Consider the following 24388-nt stretch of genomic DNA (forward strand, 5'->3'; position numbering starts at 1 on the left):
AGTCGCCGGGCCCCGCTTCGGGTCGCGATCAGTCGTCGATCGCGCCCGGAGCAGTCTTCGACACCTGCATGAGGAATTCGATGTTGCTCTTGCTCTTCTTGAGGCGGTCGATCAGCAGATCGATGGCCTGGTGCGAGTCGAGACCCGAGAGCACGCGCCGGAGCTTGTGCAGCACCGCGGCCTCGTCCGGGCTGAGCAGCAGCTCGTCCTTACGCGTACCCGAGGGGTTCACGTCCACAGCCGGGAACACACGACGTTCCGCGATCTTGCGGTCGAGCTTCAGCTCGGCGTTACCGGTGCCCTTGAACTCCTCGAAGATCACGGTGTCGCCGGTGGAACCGGTCTCGACCATGGCCGTCGCGATGATCGTGAGCGAACCGCCGTTCTCGATGTTGCGCGCAGCACCGAGGAAACGCTTCGGCGGGTACAGCGCGGTCGAGTCGACACCACCGGAGAGGATGCGTCCCGAGGCCGGCGACGAGTTGTTGTACGCACGGCCGAGGCGGGTGATCGAGTCGAGGAGGACGACGACGTCCTTACCCGCCTCCACCAGGCGCTTCGCACGCTCGATGGCCAGCTCGGCGACCGAGGTGTGGTCTCCCGGCGGACGGTCGAAGGTCGAGGAGATGACCTCGCCCTTCACCGAACGCTGCATGTCGGTGACCTCTTCGGGACGCTCGTCGACCAGCACGACCATGAGGTAGCACTCGGGGTTGTTGGTCGCGATCGCGTTCGCGATGGCCTGCAGAACGCTGGTCTTACCGGCCTTCGGCGGGCTCACGATCAGCGCACGCTGTCCCTTGCCGATCGGCATCACCAGGTCGATGACACGGGTCGTCAAGATGTTCGGCGTCGTCTCCAGACGCAGCCGCTGATTCGGGTACAGCGGGGTGAGCTTGCCGAACTCGGGGCGCTTCTTGGCGGCTTCCACGTCGCCACCGTTGACGGTGTCGATGCGGACCAACGGGTTGAACTTCTGGCGCTGGTTGCCCTGTTCGCCCTCGCGTCCGACCCGGACTGCGCCGGTGATGGCGTCGCCGCGACGGAGACCGTTCTTGCGGATCAGGTTCATCGACACATAGACGTCGTTCGGTCCGGCCAGGTAGCCGGAGGTCCGCACGAACGCGTAGTTGTCGAGGACGTCCAGGATGCCGGCGACCGGCTGCAGGACGTCGTCCTCGCGGATCTCGGTCTCGCGGGCGTCGCCACCGCCGCCTTCGCCGCGGTCGCGTCCACGACGACGTTCGCGGAAGCGACGTCCGCGGCGTCCGCGACCGCCTTCCTCGTCGTCGCCCGGGCGATTGTCGTTGGTGCGCGGGCCGTTGCTGCCCTGGCTGCGGTCGCCACGGTCACCGCGGTTGTCGCGATCGCCCCGGTCACCGCGTTCGCCGCGTTCGCCGCGGTCACCACGGGTGTCGCCACGATCACCGCGGTCGCCGGCCCGCTCACGTCGGCTGCGGTCGCCGCCCTGTTCGCCGGAGCCGTCCTGCTTGGCCGGCTTCTCGGCGGAATCCTGACGGTCGTCGGCCTGCTTGCGCTCGGCCTGCTGCGTGTCGGTGGCAGTAGCCGAGGCGGTGTCCTGAGCGTTGCCGCCCTGGTCACCCTGCTCGGGTGCGCCTGCCCGACGCGCGGATCCGCGGCGCTGACGCCCGCGACGGCCGCCCTCGGCGGTGTCGGTGTCGGCGGCTGCGCTGTCGCCCGTCGCGGGTTCGGCCGTCTTGGGCTCGGCGGCCTTCTCGGTGGTCTCCACCTGGGGAGTCACTTCGAGTTCGGTCTGAGCGGACTGTTCGCGCTTTGCGCGGGTCGCCCGGGTCCGGGGAGCGGCTTCGGTCGCGGCAGCGGCCGGGGCGGAAGAACCGCCCTGACGCTCCTTGATCGCGGCGATCAGGTCGCCCTTGCGCATCCCCGAGATGCCCTTGATGCCCAGCTCACCTGCGAGAGTGCGGAGCTCGGTGAGCACCATTCCGGACAGCCCGGCACCTCGGCGCGCCTCGGCGCGCTTGGTGGAGGCCGTCACTGCACCGGTGCCGGGTGCGGTCGATGACGCCTGTGAAGAGTCGCCTGCCTGCGCGCCAACGGTATCCACCGAGGAGGCGCGCACAGGAGCGGCGATGAGGTCCGTATCGGTCACGGAGGTCCTTTCCTTCCCTCACTCGCGCTGCGCAGAGTCGAGGGTTCGTCCCGTAATTCGGTTTCGAATACCGAATTCGGATGTGCCGTACGTAGTTGCATGTGAAGAACTGCCGGCTTGCCCGCCATCACATCACCTTTGAAACAGGCGCGTACTCGCAATCCCTACACGACAGATAGTGCGGAGGATCGTGCCAGGAGCCGTCAACCCCGATTGACCTGGAGTAATTGCCCTGGTGAAGCACCGGCGTCTGATGCGCACGATGTACGGACATTGCCCAGGATAGCTGTGAACGACCGTAGGGGCAAGGAGACGCCCCTACGGCGTGTCAGCTGGTCCGGACGCCGTCCGCCACGTCCAGTTCGAGAACCTGCAACCCCTCGGCCTCGGCCTGCGCCCGAAGATCCACGGGGAAAGGCTCCGTGGTCAATGCGAGGACGGTCGGTCCGGCTCCCGAGACGGTGGCGGCGATACCCGCCTTCCGGAGGACGGCGATCCATCGCGTCGTGAGCGGAAGGGCCGGAGCGCGCTGCGTCTGATGCAGTCGATCCTCGGTCGCCGCCATCAGAAGATCGGGACGCTCTGTGAGCGCCACCACAGCGAGGGCGCCGCGGCTGACGTTGAATGCCGCGTCCCGGTGGGGAACCGTCTCGGGCAACAGACCCCGCGTGTGGGCGGTCGACGAGCGCTCCCCCGGCACCAGCGCGACGACGCGGATCGCGGGATGGACCTTCAGCGCGACGGCCGAGTAGATGTCGGTGGCCGCGGGCGCGCCGTCGGTCTGCTCGCCCGCGCAGCTCCACGACACCACGGCGCCGCCGAGCACGCTGGCCGATGCGTTGTCGGGATGCCCTTCGAATTCGGACGACAGCTGGACGAGCTGATCGAGCGACAGCCCGAGTTCGGGGTCGAGCTTGATCGCCAGGCCGTTGGCGGCCGCCAGCCCCCCGACGACGGCGGAGGCCGATGAACCCAGCCCCCGAGAATGGGGTATCGCGTTGCGGCACACCACATCCAGGCCGTCGGCCCACACGCCCGCCGCTTCCAGACCACGTTCGATGGCCCGGACCACGAGATGGGACGGACCCCACGGCACGTCGTCGGCACCCTCGCCCTCGACCCGGATCTTCAGCCCCGAACCCGTGGTCGTCACGGTGATCTCGTCGTACAGCCCGAGCGCGATGCCCAGCGTGTCGAAGCCCGGGCCGAGGTTGGCGCTCGACGCAGGCACGCGGGCGGTCACAGTGAGGCCCGTGGGGAGGGTCTGTGTCATGGCAGCGGTGTGGTCCTGCGGCGTGGTGGGCGTGGGCGCCACCACTACGCCAGCTCGAGGGCCGACGCGACAGCGACAGGATCGACCGGGATCGGTTGAACCTCAGGCATACCCGCCAGCGCCGTGTCGGGGTCCTTGAGGCCGTTACCGGTGACCGTGCACACGACGGTCAGGCCCGAGTCCAGCCAGCCCTCCTTGCGGGCGGCGAGCAGACCCGCGACGCTCGCGGCCGAGGCGGGCTCGACGAACACCCCTTCGGTCCTGGCGATCAGCCGGTACGCCTCGAGGATCTCGTCGTCGGTCGCGGCCCGGAAGGCGCCGTGCGATTCTTCCTTGGCGGTGACCGCACCGTTCCAGGACGCGGGCGAGCCGATGCGGATCGCGGTGGCGATCGTCTCCGGGTCCTTCACCGGTGCGCCGTGGACGAGCGGTGCGGCACCGGCGGCCTGGACGCCGAGCATGCGGGGCTTCACGCTGGTGAGTCCGTCCGCGTAGTACTCGGAGTACCCGCGCCAGTACGCGGTGATGTTGCCCGCGTTGCCGACCGGGAGCGCGTGCACGTCGGGGGCCTTGCCCAGGGCGTCACAGATCTCGAATGCCGCGGTCTTCTGGCCCTCGATACGGACCGGGTTGACCGAGTTCACGAGCCCGATCGTGGGGAACTCCGCGGTGGTCTTGCGGGCCAGTTCGAGGCAGTCGTCGAAGTTGCCCTGCACCTGGATGATCCGCGCGCCGTGCATAACGGCCTGCGCGAGCTTGCCCATCGCGATCTTGCCCTGCGGCACCAGCACGGCACAGGTCATCTTCGCCTTCGCGGCGTACGCGGCAGCGGAAGCGGATGTGTTACCCGTGGACGCACACAGGACGGCCTGCTGACCGCGGGCCAGCGCGTCGGTGACGGCCATCGTCATTCCGCGGTCCTTGAACGAACCGGTCGGGTTGAGCCCCTCGACCTTCAGGTAGACGTCGCAACCGGTGAGCTCCGAGAGGTGCCCGGCGGGCAGCAGAGGGGTGCCGCCCTCGCGGAGGGTGACCGTCTTCCAGTTCGGTCCGATGGCGAGGCGGTCGCGGTAAGCCTCGATCAGCCCCGGCCAGGGGGTGTGAACGGGGTTACGGGTGCCGGTCATTGTTCGGTGCCTTCCAGTCGCAGCACGCTGGTCACAGCGGTGACGAATTCGAGTTTGCTCAGTGCCTCAACGGTTTCCGACAGAGCAGAATCCGTCGCGACGTGGGTCACGACGACGAGGCGGGCACCGTCGCCGGCGCCTTCCTGCCGCACGGTCGAGATGCTGACGCCGTGCTGCGAGAATTCGGCAGCCACCGCCGACAGGACCCCGGCCTTGTCCGTCACCTGCATGTTGACGTAGTAGCGCGTGGGGATGTCGCCGATCGGCGCGATCTTCAGCTTGGCGTACTTGGACTCGCGGGGTCCGCGGCCGCCGTTCACCTTGTTGCGCGCGGCCATCACCAGGTCGCCCATCACGGCCGACGCGGTGGGGGCGCCGCCTGCGCCCTGGCCGTAGAACATGAGGCGCCCGGCGTTCTCCGCCTCGACGACGACGGCGTTGAACGCACCGTTGACCGAGGCCAGCGGGTGTTCCAGCGGCACGAGCGCCGGGTAGACCCGCGCGGAGATCCGCTCCTTGCCCTCGGGGGTGGTGATCCGCTCGCAGATGGACAGCAGCTTGATCGTGCAGTCGAGTGCGCGAGCCGACGTCAGGTCGGCCGCGGTGATCTTGGAGATCCCCTCGCGGTACACGTCGGCGGCGGTGACCCGGGTGTGGAACGCGATCGACGCGAGAATGGCCGCCTTGGCCGCGGCGTCGTAGCCCTCCACGTCGGCGGTCGGATCGGCCTCGGCGTAACCCAGGCGTCCGGCCTCGGCGAGGGTCGCGGCGTAGTCCGCGCCGGTCTCGTCCATCGCCGACAGGATGAAGTTGGTGGTTCCGTTCACGATTCCGGCGACCTTGTTCACCCGGTCACCGGCGAGGGACTGGATGAGCGGGCGGATCACGGGGATCGCACCGGCCACGGCGGCCTCGAAATAGAGGTCCACGTTGTGCAGTTCCGCCGCCTCGGCCAGTTCACCGGTGTGATCGGCGAGCAGCGCCTTGTTGGCGGTGACGACGGACTTGCCGGAGTTGAGCGCCGAGAGGATCAGCTTGCGGGGCAGGTCCATGCCGCCGATCACCTCGACGACGATGTCGACGTCGTCGCGGGCCACGAGTGACTCCGCGTCGGTGGTCTGCAACTCCTCGGGAATTCCGCGGTCCTTGCCGGGGCGGCGCACGGCCACTCCACGCAGTTCCAGCGGGGCACCGACGCGAGCCTCGAGGTCTTCGCTGTGCTCCCGCAGGATGCGCACCACCTCGCTCCCGACGTTGCCGAGGCCGAGGACGGCCACACCGATAGCGCGATGCGCCGATTCGCTCGTCACTCCTGTACCTCCAAGCTCAGCAGGTCTTCCACGGTTTCCCTCCGGAGGATCACGCGCGACTGTCCGTCGCGCACGGCCACCACGGCAGGGCGGGCGAGCAGGTTGTACCTGCTCGACATCGAATAGCAGTATGCACCGGTGGCCGCGACGGCGAGCAAATCGCCGGCGTCGATGTCCTCGGGCATCCAGGTGTCGCGGATCACGACGTCACCGGACTCGCAGTGCTTGCCGACGACACGGGACACCACCGGCGCCGCGTCGCTGACCCGCGAGACCAGTTTGGCCTCGTACTCCGCCTGGTACAGCGCGGTACGGATGTTGTCGCTCATTCCGCCGTCGACGCTGACGTACCGGCGGGTGAGGTTGGCGCCGACGGTGACGTCCTTGATGGTGCCGACCTCGTACAGCGTCACCGTGCCGGGTCCGGCGATCGCGCGTCCGGGTTCGACGGCCAGCGTCGGCTCCGGCAGACCGGCGAGCGCCGACTCGTTGCGCACGATGTCGCCGAGTTTGGCGGCGAGCTGATCGACCGGCGGCGGGTCGTCGGAGGGGACGTAGGAGATTCCCATGCCACCACCGAGGTCGATGATCGAGATCTGGGCGGTCTTCTCCACACCGAACTCCGCGACGACGTCCCGCAGCAGCCCGATCACGCGGTGCGCGGCCAACTCGAATCCGTCGACGTCGAAGATCTGCGAACCGATGTGGCTGTGGAGTCCCACCAGCCGCAGGTTGCCGGCGGCGAAGACCCGGCGGACCGCGTCGATCGCCTTTCCGCCGGCGAGCGAGAACCCGAACTTCTGGTCCTCGTGGGCAGTGGAGATGAACTCATGGGTGTGCGCCTCGACTCCGACCGTCACGCGGATCAGAACGTCCTGCACCACACCGGCTTCGGCGGCCACCTTGTCGAGGCGGTCGATCTCCGTGGCGGAGTCGAGCACGATGTGCCCGACTCGGGCCGACACGGCGGCGTTCAGCTCGGCGACCGATTTGTTGTTGCCGTGCATGGCAATTCGCTCAGCCGGGAATCCGGCGTGCAGGGCGACCGCCAGTTCGCCGCCCGACGCGACGTCCAGGGACAGGCCCTCGTCGGCGACCCAGCGGGCGATCTCGCCGCACAGGAACGCCTTCGACGCGTAGTGCACCTTGGCGGTGGGCCCGAACGCACGGGCCATGTCGCGGCAGCGGGACCGGAAATCGTCCTCGTCGACCACGAACAGTGGGGTGCCGTACTTCTCGGCCAGTTCGGTGACCGGGATGCCCGCCAGGCTCACGACCCCGTCTGCGCCGCGGTGGGCGTTGCGGGGCCACACCTCGGGAGAGAGTGCGGCGAATGCGGCCGCGTCGGCGGGACGTTCGGGCAGACCGGGTGCGTGCAGCTGTTCGGCGTGCTTGGGACCTGCGGGGTGCGCGTTCACATCTGCTCCGGTGCACTGACGCCGAGCAGGGCCAGTCCGTTGGACAGGACCTGCCGGGACGCGTCGCACAACGCCAGTCGCGCGATGTGCAGCGGGCCGACTTCTTCGTCGCCCTGGGGCAGGATCCGGCAGGCGCCGTAGAACCGGTGATAGGCACCGGCCAGCTCCTCGAGGTACCGCGCAATGCGGTGCGGCTCACGCAGATTCGCGGCACTGGTGACGACGCGCGGGTACTCGCCGAGGGTGCGGATCAGATCGCCCTCCTGCTCCGAGACGAGCAGCGAGAAGTCGGGATCCGTGACCGCGATACCGAGGTCGGCGGCGTTACGGGCGATGGCCGACAGGCGGGCGTGCGCGTATTGCACGTAGTACACCGGGTTCTCGTTGCCGGTGCTCGTCCACAGTTCGAGGTCGATGTCGATGCTCGAATCCACCGACGACCGGATCATCGCGTACCGCGACGCGTCGACGCCGATCGCCTCGACGAGGTCGTCGAGGGTGATGACCGTCCCGGCGCGCTTGCTCATCTTCACGGCCACACCGTCGCGGACGAGGTTCACCATCTGGCCGATCAGCACCTCGACGGTGTCGGGGTCGTCGCCGAACGCGGCCGCAGCCGCCTTGAGCCGGCCGATGTACCCATGGTGGTCGGCACCGAGCATGTAGATGCACAGGTCGAAGCCGCGGGAGCGCTTGTCCTGGAAGTAGGCGATGTCACCGGCGATGTACGCCGCGTTGCCGTCGCTCTTGATGACGACGCGGTCCTTGTCGTCGCCGAAGTCGGTGCTCTTGAGCCACCAGGCGCCGTCCTCCTGGAACAGGTTGCCGGAGTCCTTGAGCGTCTCGACGGCCTTCTCCACCGCACCGGACTCGAACAACGAGTTCTCGTGGAAGTAGACGTCGAAGTCCACGCCGAACTCGTGCAGGGTGCGCTTGATGTGGGCGAACATCAGGTCGACGCCGATGGCGCGGAAGACTTCCTGCTGCTCGCCCGCGGGCAGTTCCAGCACGTCGGGGCGCTGGGACTGGACCTGGGCGGCGATGTCGGCGATGTACGCGCCCGCGTAGCCGTCCTCGGGGGCGGGTTCGCCCTTGGCGGCCGCGATCAGCGAGCGGGAGAACCGGTCGATCTGGGCGCCGTGGTCATTGAAGTAGTACTCGCGGGTGACCGCCGCGCCCTGGGTGGACAGGATCCGGCCCAGCGCGTCGCCCACGGCGGCCCAGCGCGTTCCACCGAGGTGGATGGGGCCGGTGGGGTTGGCCGAGACGAACTCGAGGTTGATCTTCTTGCCGTCGAGCGTGTGTCCGGCCCCGAAGGCGGCACCCTCCTCGAGGATCTTCGCGACGATCGCGCCCTGCGCGTCGGCGGCCAGGCGGATGTTGAGGAATCCCGGGCCCGCGATGTCGGCGCTGTCGATGCCCGCGGCCGCGGTCAGCGCCTCGGCGAGCCAGCCGGCCAGCTCACGCGGGTTGGTACCGACCTTCTTGGCCACCTGCATCGCGACGTTGGTGGCGTAATCGCCGTGCTCGGGATTGCGCGGACGCTCGACCGTGAGAGTTTCGGGAAGCACGGACACGTCGAGTCCGCGTTCGGCGAGCACTTTCGCGGCGGTTCCGCGGAGCAGTTCGGCAAGGTCAGCTGGAGTCACAGGTATCTATCCTATGGCCAACGCGTCCCGGGCGGTGATCCGCCTTGCCGCGAGTCCCGTCGCGGACCCGGCGACTGCCGGCGAGCGTGGCGGCGGCCACTCTCCCAGGTTGCGCTCAGGGTGGGAAAGTACAGTGGTGTCGCCCTGAGTCCCGGCCCTCAGCTTCCGGTTACCGGGGGTCGAGCGCCCGTAACCCACACACCGAAAGATCACAATCGATGCCAAGCGGTTCGGAAAGTCGCGGTCCCGACAAGAACTCGGGCGCGAAGTCGGCGAAGGCCATCAAGGCCGCCAAGAAGAATAGCGGCGGCGCGAAAGTCAAGGGTGGCGCGTCCGCTCCGCGGAACATCCCCTGGCTGACGATCGGCGCCGGAGCTGCCGTTCTCGCACTCGTGGCGGTCCTCGCGATCAACCTGGTCCCCAAGTACCAGGCCAAGGAAGAAGCCGCGAAGTACGCGCCGAGCGCCGAAAATCCCGACCCGTCGGTCAACATCGACGGCGTCGTCAAGGTCGACTACCCGGCCGGCATCCACATCCAGCCGACGCAGCGCGTCGCGTACGACCAGTCGCCCCCGTTCGGCGGCCCGCACGACGCCATCTGGGCGACGTGCACCGGCACGGTCTACCCGAACGCGATCCGCACCGAGAATGCCGTGCACTCGCTCGAGCACGGCGCCGTGTGGATCGCCTACAACCCGGACGAGCTGTCCGCCGATCAGGTCGAGACGCTGAAGGACAAGGTGGACGGCGAGACGTACACGCTGATGTCGCCGTTCCCGGGCCTCGACAGCCCGGTCTCGCTGCAGTCGTGGGGCCACCAGCTGAAGCTGGACAGCGTCGACGACGAGCGCATCGACCAGTTCATCACCGCGCTGCGGATCAACAAGAACACCTACCCGGAGGTCGGCGCGAGCTGCTCGTCCATCCCGGGCTCCGGTTTCGATCCGGACAACCCGCCGCCGTTCGACCCGAGTACACCCGGCGCGGACGCGGTGCCGATGGACGGTGGCGGCATCGCCCCGGACCAGTCGGAATCCGGTGGTGCGGGAGCGCAGCTGCCCAGCGGCATGCAGCTCCCGAGCGACCTGCAGTTGCCGTCCGATCTGCAGCAGGCGCCGGCCGAGGGTGGCAATGGCTAGCCCTGCCGAACCCGCAGACGCTCCAGCCCCGTCCCGGCCCAGTCAGCGCACAGCGCTGCTGGTCATCGGGTTGATCGGCGCCATCGCCCTCGGATTCGCGCTCGGGTTCCTCGCCCGGCTTCCGCTCGAGGACAACGGGGCCCCGGTCCCCGAGGCCGGTTCCGTGGATGTCGGATTCGCGCAGGACATGAGCGTGCACCACAGCCAGGCGGTGGAGATGTCGGCGATCGCGCTGGCGGGCGCCACCGACCCGGCGGTGCGCGGCCTCGCGTACGACATCCTCACCACGCAGCAGAATCAGCTCGGGCAGATGCAAGGCTGGCTCGCGATGTGGGATCAGCCGGCGCTGCCATCCGGCGGCTACATGGGCTGGATGGAAGCCGAGCACTCCGACGGTCACGACCACGGGTCCGCCGACAGCGGGCACATGGGTTCGATGTCGAAGATGCCGGGCATGGCGTCCTCGGAGGACATGGCCGCGCTGCGTCAGGCCACCGGACCGGCCGTCGACGTCCTGTACCTGCAGCTGATGTTGCGCCACCACCAGGGCGGCCTCCCGATGATGGAGTACGCGGCCCAGCACGCGTCGGAGGACGCGGTGCGCTCTCTCGCGCAGACGATGGTGGACACGCAGCAGAGCGAGTCGACGGTGATGACGAACATGCTCACCGCGAAGGGCGCCGCTCCCCTCCCGATGAACTGATCTCCGGCCTCACGACCACGTCCAGTCGCGCACCTCGGGCATGTCCTCGAGGTGCGCGACGACGTATTCGCCGTGCCGTTCGAGTTGCCGGAGGCAGAAGTCGGCCAGTTCGCCGGCACCGGACGGTTCCCTCCGCGTGCGTCGCAGCGCCTCGAGGACCAGGTGATAGCGACTCATCCGGTTGAGCACGACCATGTCGAACGGGGTGGTCGTCGTGCCCTGTTCGCTGAAGCCGCGAACGTGGAACCGGTCCGGGGCGGGACGCCCGTGGATCAGCTCGTGGACGGCGCGCGAGTACCCGTGGAACGCGAACACCACGTCCGTGTCCGCGGTGAACAGGTCCAGGAACATGCGCGCGTCGAATCCGTGCGGATGTTCCGTGGGTGTGAGCAACCCCATGAGGTCGACGACGTTGACCACCCGGGTGACCAGTTCCGGCGTGTGCTCGCGCAGCAACTGCGCCGCGGCGAGGATCTCCTGGGTCGGAACGTCCCCGGCGGCCGCGAGCACGACGTCCGGATCTGCGCCCGCCGGGGCTTCCGTCCCCGCCCACGCCCACACCGACGCCCCGGCCGCGCAGTGCGCATGCGCCTCCGCGAGGGTCAGGTACTGCAGGTGCGGCTGCTTGTCGACGACGATGAGATTGACGTGGTCGGTGCTGCGGAGGGAGTGGTCGGAGATGGACAGCAAGGTGTTCGAGTCCGGTGGCAGCCAGATGCGGACGACGTCCGGTGCGAGCGGGATGACGGCGTCGATCATGCCCGGCCCCTGATGACTGAACCCGTTGTGGTCGTTGCGCCAGCAGGTACTGGTCAGCAGGACGTTCAGCGACGCCACCGGCGCCCGCCACGGCAGATCCACCGCATGCTGCAACCACTTCGTGTGCTGGACGAGCATCGACACGCTCACCATCGCGAACGCCTCGTAGCTGGCGAACAGCCCGTGCCGCCCCGACAGCAGATACCCCTCGAGCCACCCCTCGCAGAGGTGCTCGCTGAGCACCTCCATCACCCGGCCGCGGGCCGACAGCCCGTCGTCGTAGTCCGTGACCGGCAGCTGCCAGCAGCGGTCGGTCACCTCGAACACGGCGCCCAACCGGTTGCTGGACGTTTCGTCCGGGCAGAACAGCCGGAAGTAGCCGCCGCCGTCGGGCGTGGTGGTGGCGGCGTACAGGTCGCGGAGCAGTTCCCCGAGCACCCGGGTGGTCTCGTGGTGGGTGGTGCCGGGCTTCTCGATCGCAAGCGCGTACTTCTCCAGCGGCGGCACGGGAAGATCCGCACGCAGGCGGCCGCCGTTCGCGTACGGCGACGAACCCATCCGCTTGTCGCCCTGCGGCGCCAGCCGCTCGAGGTTCGGAACGAGTGCGCCGAACGAGTCGAACAGTGCGTCCGGTCCGTACGACCGCATCCACTCCTCGAGCTGACGCAGATGCGCCTCGTCGGTCCGCACCCCCGACAGCGGAACCTGATGGGCCCGGTGCGTGCCCTCGACGAGCACGCCGTCGACGGTCCGCGGACCGGTCCAGCCCTTCGGGGTCCGCAGCACGATCGCCGGCCACTTGGCGGCGCTGCGCCTGCCGGCCCGCGCCTCCCGCTGCAGGTCGGAGATCGCGGTGTGCGCGTCGGTGAGGGCGCGATGCAGCGCCGGGAAGACCTGCCGCGGGTCGTCGCCGGAGACGACGGTCGGCGCCCAGCCCTGACCGCCGAGGGACGCCTCGACGTCCGCGTCGCTGCTGCGGCCGTAGACGGTGGGCCCGGCGATCTTCGCTCCGTTGACGTGCAGGATCGGCAGCACCGCTCCGTCACGTTCCGGATTGAGGAAGGCGGGAAGTTTCCATGACCCGGACAGCGGTCCCGTCTCGGCCTCACCGTCTCCGATCACGCACGCCACCAACAGATTCGGGTGATCGAACGCCGCCCCGGCGGCATGCGCGAGAGCGTAGCCGAGTTCGCCGCCCTCGTGGATGCTGCCCGGTGTCTGCACACTGACGTGACTCGGGATGCCACCGGGCGTCGAGAACTGCCGGCAGAGCCGGTGGATACCCGCGGCGTCGCGGGACACGCCCGGATACACCTCCGAGTACGTCCCCTCCAGGTACGTGGCGGCGACGAGCGCCGGACCACCGTGTCCGGGACCCGTCACGTAGAGACAATCGGTGTCGGTCCGGCGGATGAGGCGGTTCAGCAGGGCGTAGATCATCGACAGACCCGGGCTCGTCCCCCAGTGCCCGAGCAGCCGGGGTTTGATGTGTTCCGGGCGCAGCGGCTCACGCAGAAGCGCGTTGTCCTGCAGGTAGATCTGCGCGACCGTCAGATAGTTGGCCGCCGCCCACCACCGCAGGTCCAGCTCGAGATCGGAATCGGAATAGTGCCCGTCGGAGTCCTGCGACCCCGCCTGCCGTCCATCGGTCATTCTCGACGCCTCCCCGGGAGTTCGCGAGCGTCCACGTCCTCCCGACACTAGGCGTGTCCGGGCCGCTACCGGGGCGAGTCCACAAAGTAGGGGGACCGATTTGGTCGATCCCACTACCCATGCGCTACGATTGGCCAGCCCAATCGGCACACCGGTTTTCCGGTGCGCCCCCGTAGCTCAGGGGATAGAGCGTTCGCCTCCGGAGCGAAAGGTCGCAGGTTCGAATCCTGCCGGGGGCACCACGAGAAACTGCGTCGCCTGTCGCGGCGCAGCCTTTCTCTCTGGTGCTACCAGTCTTCCCCGAGTGATCTCCTCGGGCTTTGTCGAGAGCTGCAGCCGCGCCGGCAGATGCCGCGCCCACCGATCGAACGCTGGCCTCCTCCATTGCGGGTTCCGCGGTAAGAACTCTCTGCCGAAGACTCTCTCCGGCAGTGTCGACCAAGGGACACCCCTGTGCAGCAACACCGCTCTCATCCACTCACCCTCGGCGTCGTCGCACGTTCGAGTAAGCCCGACGAACGCCGGCTCCCGATCCATCCGCTCCACTTCGACCGGATCGACCCCGACCTCCGTGGCCGCATCCACCTCGAGTACGGCTACGGCGAGCCCTTCGGTGTCTCCGACGAGCAGCTGGCCCTCTCGGTGGGCGGGCTGCGCACCCGGGAGCAGCTGATCGAGCACTCCGACGTCCTCCTGCTGCCCAAACCTCTCGCGAAGGATCTGGCGGACCTGCGTGACGGCCAGATCCTGTGGGGGTGGCCGCACTGCGTCCAGGACACGGAGCTCACCCAGGTGGCCGTCGATCGCCACCTCACGTTGATCGCGTTCGAGGCCATGAACCACTGGAGCGTCGAGGGGTCGTTCCAGCTCCATGTCTTCCACAAGAACAACGAACTCGCCGGATACAGCTCGGTGCTGCACGCCCTGTCGATCGCGGGTTCGACCGGCGACTACGGCCGCCGCCTGCGCGCCGTGGTACTCGGCTTCGGTGCCACCGCCCGCGGCGCCGTCACCGCGCTGAACGCCCTGGGCATCCACGACGTCCACGTCGTCACGCAACGCGGGGTCACCGCCGTGAGCTCGCCGATCCATTCCGCGGAGATCGTGCAGTTCGATCACGACGACGCCGATCCGCGCCGCAGCCACGTCACCACGGACGAGGGCCGGATGCCGCTCGCCGGGTTCCTCGCCCGGCACGACATCATCGTCAACTGCGTCCTGCAGGACACGGAATCGCCGCTGACGTTCCTGATCGACTCGGACATCGAGACCCTCCTGCCCGGCAGCCTCGTCGTCGACGTGTCCTGCGACGAGGGAATGGGCTTCAGCTGGGCCCGGCCCACGTCGTTCGCCGATCCGACGTTCATGATCAGTGAGAACGTCCGCTACTACGCGGTCGACCACAGCCCGTCCTACCTGTGGAATTCGGCGACCTGGGAGATCAGCGAGGCCCTGCTCCCCCATCTGGGGACGGTCCTCGACGGACCCGCCGCCTGGGACCGCAGCGACACGATCCGGCGGGCCGTCGAGATCCGCGACGGAGTCGTGCAGAACCCCCGGATCCTGTCGTTCCAGCACCGCGCGGCGGACTACCCGCACCCCGTTCTCGCCTGATCGTCGGGACGAACGGGACGCTCGTTCGATCTGACGCGACGAGCGTCCCGTTCGTCCGGGAGGGCGACTGTTCAGGCCGGAGTGCTGCGGCGCATTTCGCGTCGGAGGATTTTCCCACTGGCCGTCTTGGGCAGTTCGTCGACGATCTCGACGCGCCTCGGGGCCTTGTAGCTGGCCAGCCGCTCCCGGCAGTACTCGACGAGGTCGTCCGTCTCGACCGTCTGCCCGGGGCGGAGGCTGACGAACGCGGCGACCGTCTCGCCGCGGTAGCTGTCCGGCTCGCCGACGACCGCGGCCTCCCGGACCGCGGGATGCTGGTACAGGACGTCCTCGACCTCGCGGGGCCAGACCTTGAACCCGGACGCGTTGATCATGTCCTTCTTGCGGTCGACGACGTACACCCAGCCCTGGGCGTCCATGAATCCCACGTCGCCGGTGAGCAGCCGGCCGCCGGGCAGCGACTGCGCCGTGGCGTCCGGTTTGTTCCAGTACGCGGGCACGACCATCGGCCCGTCGACGGCGATCTCCCCGACCTCGAGCGGGCCGAGGTCGTGCCCGTCCTCCCCGACGATCCGGATCACGGCGGAGGGAAGGGGCAGGCCGATCGCCAGCGTGCCCGACGACGGATCGACCGGCGCCTCCAGGTTCGGCGGGACGACGACGCACGGTGCGCTGGTCTCGGTGAGCCCGTAGCCGTTGCGGATGTATTTTCCGGTCAGCTCCCGGAACCGTTCGACGATGGCCGGGGGTAGTGGGGCGCCACCGGACATCACGGCCTCCAGCGAAGCGAAGCGCTCACCGGAGAAGTCGGGGTGGGCCATCAGCGCCATGTAGGCGGTGGACGGGCCGACCATGAACACCGGCCGCTCCCGCTCGAGGGCGTCGAGGACGACCCCTGCCTCGAACCGGTACGCGAGGATCAGCGGCGACGCCAGGTCGATCGCGGTGAGCAACTGGCACACCATGCCCGTGATGTGGAACAGCGGCGCGAGCGCGAAGATCGGCGAACCTGCGGGCTTGCTCTCGTACAGGCGCAGGATCGAACTGTTGACGGTGAGATTCCGGTGGGTGTTGGTCGCTCCCTTGGGGACTCCACTCGTTCCGGACGTGTAGGACACGAGCGCGACGTCGTCCGGGACCAGACCGGGGTCCGCCACGCCGGCCCCCGCGCGCGCCCGGGCCACCTCGAGCAGGTCCGGCAGGCCCTCGGCGCGCACCCGGGGCACGCCCCCGAACAACCGTGGGTCGCCGGACGTCTGGATGTCGAGTTCGCTGGCGGTCATCGCGATCCGCACACCCGCGGCGGACGCCCGCTCCGCCACCCGATCGGCCCACGCGTTCTCGCTGCACACGATCGCGGTGACTCCGGCGTCGGTGAGGATGTGGGAGAGCTCGTCCCGGTACATCGGGTTCAGCGGGACGACGACACCGCCTGCCTTCCATGTGCCGAGCAACGCGAGCAGGAACTGCGGGACGTTCTGCAGGTAGATGGCGAGCCGGTCGCCCTTCCCGAATCCGTTCTCGGTGAGGTAGGCGGCCACACCGTCGCTGAGTTCGTCGACCTCGCGGTAGTCGAGGGTGCCGCCGAGGTACCGGATCGCCGGCCCCTCCGGCGCGGATTCGACCGCGGCCGAGAACATGTCGAGCGCTGTCCGGGCGGGGATCTCCCCCACGGAACGTGTGTTCTCGTCGTACCGTTCCATCCAGGGCCTGTCGTCGTACCAGCTCATCGCCGCCGTGCCGCCTCTCGCTCGTTCCGTGTTCCGACTGTGTGACGTGCTGTTCAGCGTGTTCCCGAGATCCCGCCGTCGACGGGGACGACGGTGCCGGTGAGGTAGGCCCCTGCGCGTGAGGAGAGGAAGATCGCGGTGCCCGCGACGTCTTCCGGGGTGCCGACCCGGCCGAGCGGGACCGATCCCTCGACCGCCTCCTTCCGCTCCGGGTCGTCGAGGACGAACGCCATCATCTTGCTCGGAAACGGTCCGGGGGCAATGGCATTGACGGTGATTCGCTCGGCGGCCAGCGTCGCTGCGAGCTTGCGGGTGAGCATGTGGACCGCGGCCTTGCTCGCCCCGTACGAGAAGTTCTCGCTACCCGACACCACGAGTCCGTCGATCGACCCGATGTTGATCACCCGGGCGGGGTCACCGTCCGTCGCCGCGGCCCGCAGACTCGGCAGCAACGCCTGGGTGAGCATGAACACGCCCTTGACGTTGATGTCGAAGATCTTGTCGAAACCGGCGGCGGGGAAATCGTCGACCGGCGCACCCCACGTCGCTCCGGCGTTGTTCACCAGGACGTCCAGTCGGGGCGACAACTCGGCGACCCGCGCGACGAGCCCCTCGATCCCCTCCTCGGTGGACAGGTCGGCGGGGTGTGCGTGACACGTCCCCGGCCCGGCGGCGGACAGTTCGGCCGCGGCCTTCTCGCACGCCTCGGCCTTGCGGGCGGAGATGATCACGGTCGCTCCGGCCAGGGTGAATCCTTGCGCGATCATCCGGCCGATACCCCGTGAACCTCCGGTGACCACCACGGTCTTGCCTGCGACGTCGAACAGCGAACCTATGTCCATGTGCGTTCCCTTCAGGGTTGGAAGACGACGCGGCCGACGGTGCTGCCGTCACCGAGCCGGCCGATGCCGTCGGCGACGTCAGCGAGCGAGAGCCGCTCGCTGATGAGCGGCGTGATCGCACCGGAGTCGGCGAGACGGGTCAGTTCCTCGTGGCAGTCGGCGATCGCCTGCTGGTTGTACTGCTTGTACAGGCCCCAGTGCAGGCCGATGATCGAGTAGTTCTTGATCAGGGCGTGATTGAGGCCGGGTGTCGGGATGGTGCCGCCGGCGAAACCGATGATCAGGATCCGGCCTTCGAACGCGATGCACTTGGTGGACTTCGCGTAGGCGTCGCCGCCGACCGGGTCGTAGACGACGTCCGCGCCGCGTCCGCCGGTGAATTCCTTGACCAGCGGAACGAAATCGTCGGTGTGCCGGTCGATCACCAGATCCGCCCCCAGCCGGCGGCAGTACTCGACCTTGTCGGCGCCGCCGACGACGCCGATCACCTTCGCTCCCGCGGCTTTGCCCAATTGCACTGCGGCGCTGCCCACTCCGCCCGCGGCGGCGTGGACGAGCAGCGTCTCGCCCGGCTTCAGCTGGGTGCGCCGGTGCAGGGCGAACCAGCTCGTCTGGTAGCCGATGCTCAACGCCGACGCCTCGGCGTCGTCGAGCGCGGACGGTGCGGCGAACGTGTTGGCCTCGTCCATCACGGCCAGCTGGGCGAATCCGCCGCCGGGCAGGTTGGGGTTGCCGATCACCCGGTCGCCGACGGCGAAGCGGGTCACGCCGTCACCGACCGCCAGCACCTCACCGCACAGCTCGACTCCGGGTGTGAACGGCAGCGGCGGCTTGATCTGGTATTCGCCCCGGCACAGCAGCACGTCGGGGAAGTTCGCCGGTGCGGCGAGAACCTTCACCAGCACCTGGCCGGGGCCTGCAGTCGGGTCCGGGACTTCCTCGAGTTGCAGCGCGGTGCGCGGCTCGCCGAGTTCGTGGACACGCCATGCCTTCATGGATTGTTTCCTGACTGTCGGTGATGGAGCTCGGGTTACGCGGGCAGGTCGATCAGGTCGGCGAGGTGCGCGCGGTGACGGTAGGCGGTGCCGAACGCGAGCTGATCGCTCTTCGCCCTCTTCAAATACAGGTGCGCGGGGTATTCCCAGGTCATTCCGATGCCGCCGTGCAGCTGGACGCACTCCTCGGCGGCGTGGACGGCGACGTCGCTGCAGTACGCCTGCGCGACGGCGGCCGCGACCTCGGCGTCCGCGTCGCCCCGGGCGGCGGTGTCCGCGGCGTAGCGGGCAGCGGCGGCCGCGGAGGTGACCTCGAGCCACAGGTCGGCGAGGCGGTGCTTGATCGCCTGGAACGACCCGACGGCGCGGCCGAACTGGGTTCGCTCCTTGACGTACGCCAAGGTGGTCTCGAAGCACCACTGCGCAAGCCCGAGCTGCTCGGAGGCGAGCAGTGCGGCGCCGACGACGAGGGCCTCCCGGACCGCCGCCGCGGCGTTGCCGTCGTCGATGCGGGTGGACGCGGCGCCGTCGAACGCGACATCCGACAGTGGCCGGGTCATGTCGAGCGCGAGCACGGGCGTGACCGAGACGCCGGCGGTGCCGGCGGGCACCGTGTGCAGTTCGAGTCCACCCGGACCCAGGGCGGGCACGATCAGGATGTCGGCCTCCGAGACGCCCGCGACGCTGGTCACGGTGCCGGTCAGGGCGTCGCCCTCTCGGCGCACGGTCGGGGTGAACCGCCCCGGTGCGGTCGCGAGCCCGACCGTGAGCGCACCGGTGGTCGTCCCGTCGGCGAGTGCGCCGACCGTTCGCGTGTCCCCCGCCTTCAGCAGCGCGACCGTCGCGAGTACGGCACTGGAAAGGTACGGGACGGGCGCGACGGCACGTCCGATCTTCTCCATGACCACCGCGGCCTCGCGTGCGCCGGCTCCGGCGCCACCCAGGTCCTCGGGAACGAGCAGGCCCGCCAGTCCGAGTTCGACGGCGAGGGATTTCCATACTCCGGAGAAGTCGGCGGGTGCCCGGTCGTACGCCCCGACCACCAGTTCCGGTGGGCAGCGGTCGGCGAGGAGGCGGCGGACGGAGTCGCGCAGGGCGTCTTCCGTGTCGGAGTACAGCAGATCTGCGGTGCTCATCGGGGCAGGTCCTTCCAGGCGATATCCTTGTCGACGCGGTGCTCCGGCGGGAGCCCGAGGACGCGTTCTGCGATGATGTTGCGCAGGATCTCGGACGTGCCGCCCTCGATCGAATTGCCTTTCGCGCGCAGGTACCGGTAGCCGGGTTCACGGCCGGTGAAGTCGACTTTGTCGGGGCGGCGCATGGTCCAGTCGTCGTACCGCAGCCCGGCCTCGCCGTGGAGTTCGATGTCGAAACCCGAGATGGTCTGCGCGAGCCGGGCGAAGGCCAGCTTCAGGCCGGATCCCTCCGGGCCGGGTTGCCCGGCCTCGAGTTGTTGCCGCAGGCGTTCCCCGGTCAGCCGGGCGACCTCCGCTTCGACCCACAGCCGCAGCAGTTCGTCGTGCATCGCCGGGTCGCGGAGTTCGGGTTGCTCCCGCCAGGCCTGTGCGACCGGTCCGATCATGCCGCTCTCGCGGGCGGCCGCGGAACCGCCGATCGCGACGCGCTCGTTGTTGAGGGTCGCGGTGGCCACCCGCCAGCCCTGTCCCTCGTCGCCGAGCCGATCGGAATCGGGAATGCGGACGTCGGTGAGGAACACTTCGTTGAACTCGGCTTCACCGGTGATCTGCCGCAACGGCCGGACGTCGATACCCGGATCGCTCATGTCGCACAGGAAGTAGGTGAGCCCGGCGTGCTTGGGCACCGTCGGATCCGTCCGGGCCACGAGGATCGCCATCTGCGCGTTCTGCGCCCCCGACGTCCACACCTTCTGCCCGTTGACCCGCCAGCCGTCACCCTCACGGACGGCTCGCGTCGCGACCGCGGCCAGGTCGGAGCCCGCCCCCGGTTCGCTGAACAACTGGCAGTAGATGTGCTCGCTGGTGAAAATCGGCCGAAGGTACTTCTGCTGTTGTTCCTCGGTGCCGAACGCGGCGATGGTCGGAGCGGCCATGCCCAATCCGATTCCGTTGCGGCCCTTCGCCGGACCGGGCGCTCCGGCGGCCGCGAGTTCGGCGTCGACCTGCGCCTGGAAGCTCTGCGGCAGACCGAGTCCGCCGCGTCCCGGCGGGAAGTGGACCCACGCGAGGCCGGCGTCGAATCGGGCTCCGAGGAATCCGGCCGGATCCGACAGGTCGTTCTGTTCGACGAGAGTCGCGACGCGGCCACTGAGGTCGCGTGCGATCGCCTGTTCGTCAGTGGTCATGTTCCTCAGTCCTTCGGTCCGCCGGCCACGTAGATCACTTGTCCGGACACGAATCCGGCACCCTCACTCGCCAGGAACGACGCAGTGTTGGCGATGTCCTCGGGCTGTCCGACGCGGTTCACGGGGATCTGCGACGCCGCCGCCTTCTTGAAGTCCTCGAATCCGACACCCACCCGTTCGGCGGTGGCGGCGGTCATCTCGGTCTCGATGAAGCCGGGCGCGATCGCGTTGGCGGTGACACCGAACTTGCCCAGCTCGATGGCGAGGGTCTTGGTGAAGCCCTGCATGCCCGCCTTGGCGGCGGAGTAGTTGACCTGCCCGCGGTTACCGAGGGCGGACGTGCTCGAGAGGTTGACGATCCGGCCGAACCCGGCGTCGACCATGTGCTGCTGCACGGCCCGCGACATCAGGAACGCACCGCGCAGGTGCACGTTCATCACCGCGTCCCAGTCGTCGACGGTCATCTTGAACAGCAGGTTGTCGCGGGTGATTCCGGCGTTGTTGATCAGGATCGTCGGGGCACCGAGTTCGGTCGCGACCCGCTCGACTGCCGCGGCGACCGACGCCTCGTCGGCGACGTTCGCGCCCACGGCGAGTGCCCGGCCTCCGGTGGACTCGATCGCGTCGACGGTTGCCGCGCAGGCGGACTCGTCGAGGTCGAGCACGGCCACCCCGTACCCGTCGCTCGCCAGTTTCTTCGCCACCGCGGCACCGATGCCCCGTGCCCCGCCGGTGACGATTGCCGTTCTCTTCATGAAGTTCTCCATCGTCGTGTGATCAGATTCCGGCCCGGGCGGCGATGTCGCACGCCTTGGCCACGAGGTCGTCGATGCGCTCGACGGTCGGGGTGCCCGCGGCCGCCTTGTTCTGCGGTTCGTCCCGCGCGCGGCGCATGACGCCCTCGGCGATGACCGCGACCTTCCACAGGCCGAGGACGTGCCAGAACGCCAGGGCCTCCGGGTCGCGTCCGGTCTCGTCGAGGTACACCCCGGCGATCTCCACCCGATCCGGGAAACCGTCGAGGGTGGACGCGGGGAAGTCGCCGCCGGTGGTCTCGCCCGGCTCCGGCCAGTACGCGAGCAGGCTGCCGACGTCGGCGAGCGGGTCGCCGAGGGTGCACAACTCCCAGTCCAGGGCCGCGGTCACCTCCCCGGTCCGGTGGGACGTGATGACGTTGCGCAGGTGGAAGTCGCCGTGCACCAGTGTCAGTTCCCGCTGCTCCGGTACCGAATCGGTGAGCCGTCGCGTCAGGTCGTCGAGGGCGGGCAGCTCGCGGGTCTTCGACTTCTCCCACTGCCCCGACCACCGCTTGAGCTGACGCTGCGCGTACGGCTTGTGGCTGGCCAGGTCGGCCAACCCGGTCCGGTCGAGGTCCACCGCGTGGATCTTCGCGAGCGTCCGCGGCAGCGACAGACCGATCACCCGGCGACGTTCCGGCGTCAGGGACTCCGCGATCGACATGCGATCGACGACCTGCCCGTCGACGAACTCCATCAGCAGCAGCGGTACCTCGGTCACCTCCGGGTCGTCGGTGAGCCCGAACACCCGCGGGGTGGGCACCGCGGTGTCCTCGAGGGCGGAGAGGATCCGCGCCTCCCGGGCGACGTCGTGGGCCGACGCCAGCAGGTGTCCGAGAGGCGGGCGCCGGAGCACCCATCTGCCACCTGCCTCGTCCCGGACGAGGTAGGTGAGGTTCGACTGTCCGAGGCCGATCCGGTCGAAGGTCAGCGGTCCGGCACTGTCGATGCCGAGCGTGCCGAACCAGCGGCTCACGGCCTCGGTGTCGATGCCGACGACGTCCACGCTAGACACCGAGCTGGGCCCCCTGCCGGAACGGGAGGGCGTCGCCGAGCAGTTGACCGCCGTCGATCACCATGGTTTCGCCGGTGATCCAGCTCGCGGCATCGGAGACGAGGAACGCGACCGCGGACGCGATGTCCTCGGGTTCACCGATCCGTCCCAGGGCCGCGGACGCCGACACGGCCTGCTCGTGTTCCTTCCACAGTGCCTCGGCCAGCTTGGTCCGCACCACACCCGGGGCGACGGCGTTGACCCGCACCTTCGGTGAGAGTTCCAGTGCCAGTTGCTTGGTGACGTGAATCAGCGCGGCCTTGGACGCGTTGTACAGACCGATGTTCGCCTCGAAGGCCATGCCGCCGATGGAGGCGGTGTTGACCACGGCGCCGCCGTGCTCGCCCATCCACGCCCTCGTGACGAGCCCGGTCCACAGCACCGGCGCCCAGAGATTCACGTCGAAGGTCTTGGCGAATCGCGCGTGGTCCTGGTCGATGATCGGCCCGAACGAAGGGTTCGTTCCCGCATTGTTGACCAGGATGTCCAGGCTGCCGAAGCGGTCGAGGGTGAGGTCGACGCAGCGCCGGGCGGCCTCTTCGTCGACGGCGTGGGCGGCAATTCCGATCGCGGTGCCCCCGACCTCGGCCGCGGCGGCGTCGGCCGATTCCTGGGACCGTGAGGTGAGCACCACGTTGCCGCCAGCGGCCGCGATGGCCTTGGCGACGGCCAGACCGATGCCCCGCGAGGCGCCGGTGACGATCGCGGTGCGTCCGGTGAGGTCGAGTCCGGCCATGTCAGCTCACCGCAACCTTGTGTCCGTTGGTGGAGGCGTTGACGGCGGTGTCGCGGTAGGGCCGGAGTTCCTGCCGCGCGATGGCGCGCTTGTGGACCTCGTCGGGACCATCCGCCAGGCGCAGCGTGCGCAGGTGCGCCCAGGCCATGGCGAGGGGGAAGTCGTCGGTCACGCCGGCTCCACCGTGCACCTGAATCGCCCGATCCACAATCTTCAACGCAATATTCGGAGCCGCCACCTTGATCGCCGCGATCTCCGTCCGCGCCTCCTTGTTCCCCACCGTATCCATCAGATACGCCGCCTTCAGCGTCAACAACCGAATCATCTCGATCTCGATCCGCGCCTCCGCAATCCAATCCTGAACATTCGCATTCTCACTGACCGGCTTACCGAACGTCACCCGCGACGACGCCCGACGACACATCAACTCCAACGCCCGCTCCGCCATCCCGATCGCCCGCATGCAATGGTGAATCCGACCCGGACCCAACCGCGCCTGCGAAATCGCGAAACCCTCCCCCTCGCCCTTCAGCACATCCTTGGCCGGCACCCGAACATCGGCGAAATCGATCTCCGCATGCCCCTCCCGATCCTGATACCCGAACACCGGCAACCCCCGCATCACCGTCACCCCCGGCGCATCGATCGGCACCACCATCATCGACTGCTGCCGATGCGGCGCCGCCGACGGATCCGTCTTCCCCATCACGATCAACACCCGGCAATTACGGTGCAACGCATTCGACGCAAACCACTTCCGCCCGTTCAGCACATACTCGTCACCGTCCCGGACCATCGACAACTCCACATTCGTCGCATCCGAACTCGCCACCGCCGGCTCCGTCATCGCGAACGCCGACGCCATCGTCCCCTCCAGCAACGGCGTCAGATACTTCTCCTTGTGCTCGGCCGTACCGAACAACTCGAGCACCTCCATATTGCCCGTATCCGGCGCATTGCAATTGCACGCCTCCGACGCAATATGACTGCGCCCCATGATCTCCGCCAACGGCGCATACTCGAGATTCGTCAACCCCGCACCCGTCCCCGGATGCGGATGAAACAGATTCCACAACCCCCGACGCCGCGCCTCCGCCTTCAACTCCTCCAACACCGGCGGCTGGAAATGCGGATC

19 protein-coding genes and 1 tRNA gene are annotated in these 24388 nt (G+C 68.7%); 4 read left to right on the top strand and 16 right to left on the bottom strand.

The annotated features are described in order from the left end of the window. Positions 1–28: 28 nt before the first annotated feature. From rho to argS, 6 genes are all read right to left on the bottom strand, one after another. Positions 29–2131 (bottom strand): transcription termination factor Rho, encoded by a 2103-nt coding sequence (gene rho / locus ACNJ7E_RS03350; protein WP_418339137.1) that lies wholly within the window; start codon positions 2129–2131, stop codon positions 29–31. A 328-nt stretch (positions 2132–2459) separates the two neighbouring features. Then, positions 2460–3404: a homoserine kinase gene (gene thrB / locus ACNJ7E_RS03355; protein WP_280783609.1), complete on the bottom strand. Its 945-nt coding sequence runs from the start codon at positions 3402–3404 to the stop codon at positions 2460–2462. A gap of 44 nt (positions 3405–3448) precedes the next feature. Further along, a complete protein-coding gene (thrC, locus tag ACNJ7E_RS03360; protein WP_005252945.1) occupies positions 3449–4531 on the bottom strand; it encodes a threonine synthase in 1083 nt (360 codons plus the stop codon). Continuing rightward, on the bottom strand, positions 4528–5841 hold the full coding sequence (locus tag ACNJ7E_RS03365) for a homoserine dehydrogenase (RefSeq protein WP_280783611.1): 1314 nt from the start codon (positions 5839–5841) through the stop codon (positions 4528–4530). The genes thrC and ACNJ7E_RS03365 overlap by 4 nt, the downstream gene beginning before the upstream one ends. After that, on the bottom strand, positions 5838–7259 hold the full coding sequence (lysA, locus tag ACNJ7E_RS03370; RefSeq protein ID WP_009474180.1) for a diaminopimelate decarboxylase: 1422 nt from the start codon (positions 7257–7259) through the stop codon (positions 5838–5840). The genes ACNJ7E_RS03365 and lysA overlap by 4 nt, the downstream gene beginning before the upstream one ends. Next, positions 7256–8908, bottom strand: a complete 1653-nt coding sequence (gene argS, locus ACNJ7E_RS03375; RefSeq protein ID WP_280783612.1) for an arginine--tRNA ligase — start codon at positions 8906–8908, stop codon at positions 7256–7258. The genes lysA and argS overlap by 4 nt, the downstream gene beginning before the upstream one ends. 218 nt (positions 8909–9126) lie before the next feature. Between argS and ACNJ7E_RS03380 the strand changes: the two genes are divergently transcribed. Both ACNJ7E_RS03380 and ACNJ7E_RS03385 read left to right on the top strand, forming a co-directional pair. Further along, positions 9127–10047, top strand: coding sequence for a thioredoxin-like domain-containing protein (locus tag ACNJ7E_RS03380; RefSeq protein WP_280783613.1), 921 nt, complete (start codon positions 9127–9129; stop codon positions 10045–10047). Then, entirely contained in the window at positions 10040–10750 is a 711-nt protein-coding gene (locus tag ACNJ7E_RS03385) for a DUF305 domain-containing protein (protein WP_280783614.1), read from the top strand. Before ACNJ7E_RS03380 ends, ACNJ7E_RS03385 begins: the two co-directional genes overlap by 8 nt. 9 nt (positions 10751–10759) lie before the next feature. On the opposite strand, the gene ACNJ7E_RS03390 is transcribed toward ACNJ7E_RS03385, so the two are convergent. After that, positions 10760–13162, bottom strand: a complete 2403-nt coding sequence (locus tag ACNJ7E_RS03390) for a phosphoketolase family protein (protein WP_418339138.1) — start codon at positions 13160–13162, stop codon at positions 10760–10762. 166 nt (positions 13163–13328) lie between these two features. On the opposite strand from ACNJ7E_RS03390, the gene ACNJ7E_RS03395 reads away from it, so the two are divergent. Beyond that, positions 13329–13404: transfer RNA gene (locus tag ACNJ7E_RS03395), tRNA-Arg, on the top strand. A 211-nt stretch (positions 13405–13615) separates the two neighbouring features. After that, positions 13616–14776 (top strand): N(5)-(carboxyethyl)ornithine synthase, encoded by a 1161-nt coding sequence (locus ACNJ7E_RS03400; RefSeq protein WP_280783616.1) that lies wholly within the window; start codon positions 13616–13618, stop codon positions 14774–14776. A gap of 71 nt (positions 14777–14847) precedes the next feature. On the opposite strand, the gene ACNJ7E_RS03405 is transcribed toward ACNJ7E_RS03400, so the two are convergent. The 9 genes from ACNJ7E_RS03405 to ACNJ7E_RS03445 all read right to left on the bottom strand — a co-directional run. Next, positions 14848–16506 carry an AMP-binding protein gene (locus tag ACNJ7E_RS03405; RefSeq protein ID WP_418339139.1) on the bottom strand — a complete coding sequence of 553 codons (1659 nt, stop codon included), beginning with the start codon at positions 16504–16506 and terminating at the stop codon, positions 14848–14850. Between the two features lie 53 nt (positions 16507–16559). Continuing rightward, positions 16560–17348 carry a RhlG family 3-oxoacyl-ACP reductase gene (locus tag ACNJ7E_RS03410; RefSeq protein ID WP_280783618.1) on the bottom strand — a complete coding sequence of 263 codons (789 nt, stop codon included), beginning with the start codon at positions 17346–17348 and terminating at the stop codon, positions 16560–16562. Between the two features lie 11 nt (positions 17349–17359). Then, the gene (locus tag ACNJ7E_RS03415) at positions 17360–18343 is read right to left on the bottom strand and encodes an NADPH:quinone oxidoreductase family protein (RefSeq protein ID WP_280783619.1); all 984 of its coding nucleotides are present in this window, start codon (positions 18341–18343) and stop codon (positions 17360–17362) included. A 35-nt stretch (positions 18344–18378) separates the two neighbouring features. Next, complete coding sequence (locus ACNJ7E_RS03420) at positions 18379–19479, bottom strand: acyl-CoA dehydrogenase family protein (protein ID WP_418339140.1); 1101 nt, start codon at positions 19477–19479, stop codon at positions 18379–18381. Continuing rightward, complete coding sequence (locus ACNJ7E_RS03425) at positions 19476–20666, bottom strand: acyl-CoA dehydrogenase family protein (protein WP_418339141.1); 1191 nt, start codon at positions 20664–20666, stop codon at positions 19476–19478. The genes ACNJ7E_RS03420 and ACNJ7E_RS03425 overlap by 4 nt, the downstream gene beginning before the upstream one ends. 5 nt (positions 20667–20671) lie before the next feature. Next, positions 20672–21433 (bottom strand): 3-oxoacyl-ACP reductase FabG, encoded by a 762-nt coding sequence (gene fabG, locus ACNJ7E_RS03430; protein WP_271212546.1) that lies wholly within the window; start codon positions 21431–21433, stop codon positions 20672–20674. 10 nt (positions 21434–21443) lie between these two features. Further along, on the bottom strand, positions 21444–22478 hold the full coding sequence (locus tag ACNJ7E_RS03435) for a phosphotransferase family protein (protein WP_418339142.1): 1035 nt from the start codon (positions 22476–22478) through the stop codon (positions 21444–21446). Further along, on the bottom strand, positions 22471–23253 hold the full coding sequence (locus tag ACNJ7E_RS03440; RefSeq protein WP_418339143.1) for an SDR family oxidoreductase: 783 nt from the start codon (positions 23251–23253) through the stop codon (positions 22471–22473). The genes ACNJ7E_RS03435 and ACNJ7E_RS03440 overlap by 8 nt, the downstream gene beginning before the upstream one ends. Before the next feature lies 1 nt (position 23254). Then, positions 23255–24388 (bottom strand): acyl-CoA dehydrogenase family protein (locus ACNJ7E_RS03445; protein ID WP_418339144.1); only part of this gene is annotated, 1134 nt, incomplete at its 5' end.

The organism is Rhodococcus mengyinensis, from assembly GCF_048381435.1.
Classification (GTDB): Bacteria; Actinomycetota; Actinomycetes; order Mycobacteriales; family Mycobacteriaceae; genus Rhodococcus_F; species Rhodococcus_F opacus_D.